The organism is Streptococcus sp. SK140, from assembly GCF_000259525.1.
Lineage (GTDB): Bacteria > Bacillota > Bacilli > Lactobacillales > Streptococcaceae > Streptococcus.
In genome coordinates this window covers 1-5,257 of record NZ_AJML01000020.1, presented here as the reverse complement: position 1 = coordinate 5,257, position 5,257 = coordinate 1, and the positions used below count along the sequence as shown (strand labels likewise).

The following is a 5,257-nucleotide window of genomic DNA, read 5'->3' as shown; positions in this document are numbered from 1 at the left end:
GCTCTCCCACCAGTAGAGAAATTGGGCAAAGGCCTTTACTTCTATGAAGTGGATTTGGCAGGTACTCAAGGTAAATCAGATAAAGAGCTTCTTGACCTCTTGAAACAAAACGGCACTCAAAGTTATAAAGCTACCATCAAGGTTTACGGTGTGAAAGATGGCAAAGCAGATTTGAGCAACCTCGTAGCGACTAAGGATTTGGATGTCAACTTGAACGGCTTGACCACCCCTGCTGAAGTACAAAAAGGTGTGGCTGATAACACCAAAGACACAGTAGATGTCCCAGCTACTTACTTGGACAAAGCCAATTTTCCAGGCCCATTCACAGCTGGTGTCAACCAAGTCATTCCATACGAATTCTTCGCTGGTGACGGCATGTTGACTCGCCTTATCTTGAAAGCCTCAGACAAGGCCCCATGGTCCGATAACGGCTCAGCCCAAAATCCTGCTCTCCCACCAGTAGAGAAATTGGGCAAAGGTCTCTACTTCTATGAAGTAGATTTGGCAGGTACCCAAAGTAAATCTGACAAAGACCTTCTTGACCTCTTGAAACAAAACGGCACTCAAAGTTATAAAGCTACCATCAAGGTGTACGGTGCAAAAGATGGCAAGGCCGATTTGAGCAATCTTGTAGCGACTAAAGATTTGGATGTCAACTTGAACGGCTTGACCACTCCAGCTGAAGTGCAAAAAGGTGTGGCTGATAATACCAAAGACACAGTAGATGTTCCAGCTACATACTTGGATAAAGCCAATTTCCCTGGTCCATTTACAGCCGGTGTCAACCAAGTGATTCCATACGAATTCTTCGCAGGTGACGGTATGTTGACTCGCCTCATCTTGAAAGCGTCCGACAAGGCTCCATGGTCAGATAACGGCTCAGCCAAAAATCCCGCTCTCCCACCAGTAGAGAAATTGGGCAAAGGCCTTTACTTCTATGAAGTAGACTTGGCAGATACTCAAGGCAAATCTGACAAAGAGCTGCTTGACTTGTTAAAACAAAACGGCACTCAAAGCTATAAAGCTACTATTAAAGTGTACGGTGCGAAAGATGGCAAGGCAGATTTGACTAACCTCGTAGCGACTAAGGATTTGGATGTCAACTTGAATGGCTTGACCACTCCAGCTGAAGTTCAAAAAGGTGTGGCTGACAACACCAAAGATATAGTTGATGTTCCAGCTACTTACTTGGACAAGGCTAATTTCCCTGGCCCATTCACAGCCGGAGTTAACCAAGTAATTCCATACGAATTCTTCGCCGGCGACGGCATGTTGACCCGCCTCATCTTAAAAGCATCCGATAAGGCCCCATGGTCAGACAACGGTTCGGCTAAAAATCCTGCTCTTCCACCAGTAGAAAAATTGGGCAAAGGTCTCTACTTCTATGAAGTGGACTTGGCAGGTACTCAAGGAAAATCAGATAAAGAGCTTCTTGACCTCTTAAAACAAAACGGCACTCAAAGCTATAAAGCTACTATTAAAGTGTATGGTGCGAAAGATGGCAAGGCCGATTTGAGCAATCTTGTAGCGACTAAGGATTTGACAGTGAACTTGAATGGACATCAGTCTCTTATTCCGATGCAGTCAGGTTTCGTTCCATCTTCTAATGGTTCAGCTATGCCGACTCCAATGATGAATAGTCATCAAGGTGCTTCTAATATGAAAGCTCAAATGCCAGCTGCTAGCCAGGATAAGATGATGCCTAACAAAGAGCGAGACAAAACCATGAATGTTAGTCAGCTAATGGCAACTCCAAGTATGAAGCAAGACCAAGCTCCAGCAGCCTCAAGCAAGATGTCTGATGAAGGCAAGATGGCATCCAATAATAAGGTATCAAGTCCAATGATGGCTGATCAAATGAAAGAACCAAAAGGCATGCTTCCATATACTGGTGAAGCATAAACCTCAATGGCTACTATTGGATTCTTTGGACTCGCCTTGGCTGGACTGCTAGGTGGTCTCGGTTTGAAAGCTAAAAAAGAGGAAAATGACTAGTCTAGCTACAGACTTTCTATCTAGGATTTAAAAAATCCAGATAGCGATTAGAATGTTCGTAAAGAGATTAAAATAGTGTTATACTATTGTGGTATAGCACTGTTTTTTTCAAAGGAGAGACAGATGGGAAAGACAATTTTACTCGTTGACGACGAGGTAGAAATCACAGATATTCATCAACGCTATCTGGTTCAGGCAGGATATCAGGTTTTGGTAGCTCATGATGGAGTAGAGGCCTTGGAAATCTTCAAGCGAAAACCGATTGATTTGATTATTACAGATATCATGATGCCTCGGATGGATGGTTATGATTTGATTAGTGAGGTCCAGTATCAATCTCCAGATCAGCCTTTTCTCTTTATCACAGCTAAGACTAGCGAGCAGGACAAGATTTATGGACTGAGCTTAGGGGCAGATGACTTTATTGCCAAGCCCTTTAGCCCTCGTGAGCTGGTTTTGCGTGTCCACAATATCTTGCGTCGCCTTCATCGTGGAGGTGAGGCAGAAGTCGTCAGTCTCGGGGATTTACGGATGAATCACGGTAGCCATGAGGTCCAAGTCGGAGATGTGGCGCTTGATTTGACAGTCAAATCCTTCGAACTTCTATGGCTTTTAGCCAGCAATCCAAAGCGGGTTTTCTCTAAGACAGATCTCTATGAAAAGGTCTGGCAAGAAGACTATGTGGATGATACCAATACCTTAAATGTTCATATTCATGCTCTTCGACAGGAGTTGGCTAAACATGCCAGTGCAGAAACGCCTACCATCAAAACTGTTTGGGGCTTGGGCTACAAAATTGAGAAAGCACGAGGTAGTCAATGAAATTAAAAAGTTATATTCTAGTGGGTTATATCATTTCAACACTCCTAACGATTATCGTAGTTTTTTGGGCAGTCCAGCGAATGTTAATTGACGAAAGAGAGATTTATTTCCTAGTGGGAATGACTCTCATGGCAAGTTTTGTTGGTGCTGGGATTAGTCTCTATCTCCTATCACCAGTCTTTACTTCATTGGGTAAACTCAAGGAACATGCCAAGCGAGTAGCGGACAAGGATTTTCCTTCAAATCTTGATGTTCAAGGGCCTGTGGAATTTCAGCAATTAGGCCAGGCTTTTAATGAAATGTCCCATGATTTGCAAGCAACCTTTGATTCCTTGGAAGAAAGCGAACGAGAAAAGGGCTTGATGGTTGCACAGTTGTCGCATGATATCAAGACTCCCATCACTTCGATCCAAGCGACGGTAGAAGGGATTTTGGACGGGGTTATCAAGGAAGGAGAACAAGCCCATTATCTAGCAACCATTGGACGCCAGACAGAACGGCTTAATAAACTGGTTGAGGAGTTGAATTTTTTAACCCTTAATACAGCTAGAAATCAGGAGGAAACGACTAACAAAGATAGTATTTTTCTGGATCAGCTTTTGATTGAGTGCATGAGTGAATTTCAGTTCTTGATTGAGCAAGAGGAGCGAGATGTCCACTTACAAGTGATTCCTGAGTCTGCTCGGATTGAAGGAGATTATGCCAAGCTTTCTCGTATCTTGGTTAATCTGGTTAATAACGCTTTTAAATACTCTGCACCAGGAACCAAGCTGGAGGTGGTAGCTAAACTGGAGAAGAGCCGGCTTTCAATCAGTGTGAAGGATGAGGGACAGGGGATTGCCCCAGAGGACTTGGAGAATATTTTCAAACGCCTTTATCGTGTCGAAACTTCGCGTAATATGAAAACAGGTGGTCATGGCTTAGGCCTTGCGATTGCGCGTGAATTGGCCCATCAATTAGGTGGAGAAATCACAGTTACCAGCCAGTACGGCCTAGGAAGCACCTTTACCCTCCTTCTCAACCTTTCTGGTAGTGAAAATAAAGCTTAACCCCCCTTTACAAATCCAGCCATTCATGGTAAAATGGATTTTGTGTGAAATATCAGCAGGAAAGCATGAAGCTCGTCAACAGGTGTCTTATAATAAGTAACCTTGGCTGTTTAGGCGAAGGGCATCTGCACGAATCAGGGCTTTCTAAGTGACTATTTCCACCGAAATATTATTTATATCAGGAGGACATTTACATGTCACGTTATACAGGACCATCTTGGAAACAAGCTCGTCGCCTTGGCCTTTCACTTACAGGTACAGGTAAAGAATTGGCACGTCGTAACTACGTACCAGGACAACACGGACCAAACAACCGTTCTAAATTGTCAGAATACGGTTTGCAATTGGCTGAAAAACAAAAACTTCGTTTCACTTACGGTGTAGGTGAAAAACAATTCCGTAACTTGTTCGTACAAGCTACAAAAATCAAAGGCGGAATCCTAGGTTTCAACTTCATGCTTCTTTTGGAACGTCGTTTGGATAACGTTGTTTACCGTCTTGGTCTTGCGACTACTCGTCGTCAAGCTCGTCAATTCGTAAACCACGGCCACATCCTTGTTGACGGAAAACGCGTTGATATCCCATCATACCGTGTAACTCCAGGTCAAGTGATCTCAGTTCGTGAAAAATCATTGAAAGTTCCAGCTATCCTTGAAGCAGTAGAAGCAACTCTTGGACGTCCAGCATTCGTATCATTCGATGCTGAAAAATTGGAAGGTTCATTGACTCGTTTGCCAGAACGTGACGAGATCAACCCAGAAATCAACGAAGCCCTTGTCGTTGAATTCTACAACAAAATGCTTTAATTTTAAGATTTGTTTTACAAAAAGCCTACAACAGTGGGCTTTTTGCTTTGTCTGAAAATTAGACTATGAAAAACTAGCAAGCTTTATGTGAATTACAAACTGATAATCAATAACATTACAGACATGAAAAAACACAAGATAGGAAAGACGACTCTTCTTTCCCCCTTTCACTGCTATACTACAAGCAGAGAAAGGGGGAAAGCAAATGCTTGAGAAGTACTATGAGAAGGTAAAAGGAATTGTTTATAAATGTAGAAAAGATTACTATCTTCACCTGTGGGAGAAAGAGGATTGGGACCAAGAGGGAATGATCTGTCTCCATGAACTTTTAGAACACCATCCAGAACTGGTGGAAGAAGAAAAGAAACTCTACGTCTACTTCAAAACAAAATTTCGCAATCGAATCCTTGATAGCGTCAGAAAACAAGAGAGTCAAAAGCGTCGCCTAGACCGGATGGCCTACGAAGAAGTAGGGGAGATTAGCCATCGCCTACCAGAAGGAGGATTGTGGTTGGATGATTACTACGCCCTTCATGAATTGTTGAATACTTATAGAAGAAAATTACCAGAAGATAAGCAAGAAGC

5 protein-coding genes are annotated in these 5,257 nt (G+C 43.0%); all 5 read left to right on the top strand.

Annotated features, from left to right (window positions below):
* Positions 1-1,902, top strand: a 1,902-nt coding sequence (locus HMPREF1116_RS05010) for an SSURE domain-containing protein (RefSeq protein ID WP_000629925.1), incomplete at its 5' end; no start/stop codon positions are given.
* Positions 1,903-2,118: 216 nt separating this feature from the next.
* Positions 2,119-2,817: a response regulator transcription factor gene (locus HMPREF1116_RS05005; RefSeq protein WP_000520649.1), complete on the top strand. Its 699-nt coding sequence runs from the start codon at positions 2,119-2,121 to the stop codon at positions 2,815-2,817.
* On the top strand, positions 2,814-3,866 hold the full coding sequence (locus HMPREF1116_RS05000) for a sensor histidine kinase (RefSeq protein ID WP_000769766.1): 1,053 nt from the start codon (positions 2,814-2,816) through the stop codon (positions 3,864-3,866). The genes HMPREF1116_RS05005 and HMPREF1116_RS05000 overlap by 4 nt, the downstream gene beginning before the upstream one ends.
* 194 nt (positions 3,867-4,060) lie before the next feature.
* Positions 4,061-4,672, top strand: coding sequence for a 30S ribosomal protein S4 (gene rpsD / locus HMPREF1116_RS04995; RefSeq protein WP_000092756.1), 612 nt, complete (start codon positions 4,061-4,063; stop codon positions 4,670-4,672).
* 205 nt (positions 4,673-4,877) lie between these two features.
* A partial coding sequence (locus HMPREF1116_RS04990; RefSeq protein WP_000891146.1) for a sigma-70 family RNA polymerase sigma factor occupies positions 4,878-5,257 on the top strand: 380 nt, incomplete at its 3' end.